Origin of the sequence: Paenibacillus sp. BJ-4, assembly GCF_020404765.1 — a bacterium.
In the GTDB taxonomy this organism is placed as follows: domain Bacteria; phylum Bacillota; class Bacilli; order Paenibacillales; family Paenibacillaceae; genus Paenibacillus.
Genome location: NZ_JAIVEM010000192.1, coordinates 1 through 211 on the forward strand (window position 1 = coordinate 1; position 211 = coordinate 211).

Consider the following 211-nt stretch of genomic DNA (forward strand, 5'->3'; position numbering starts at 1 on the left):
TACCGTGCCTCCTGCAACCGTACCTCCGCTTACGTCAATTCGCCCAACCTCGGTTCCATCCCATTGATGCACAATAAGATGACCTGTTCCCAGTTCCACAGCTTCGCTGAAGATCATGTTCAAGTTCGGCGTAAGCGTCTGTCCGCTTCCCTGCGGATACAGTTGCGTATAATACGGCTGCATATCTCCCGTACGGAATGTCCAGTCCTGC

Annotated in this window: 1 protein-coding gene; it reads right to left on the minus strand. The window is 53.1% G+C overall.

Going from position 1 to position 211, the window contains the following annotated elements; genetic code table 11:
* The coding region (locus LCF57_RS28450) for a hypothetical protein (RefSeq protein ID WP_226002843.1) at window positions 1–211 on the minus strand (211 nt) is incomplete at both ends.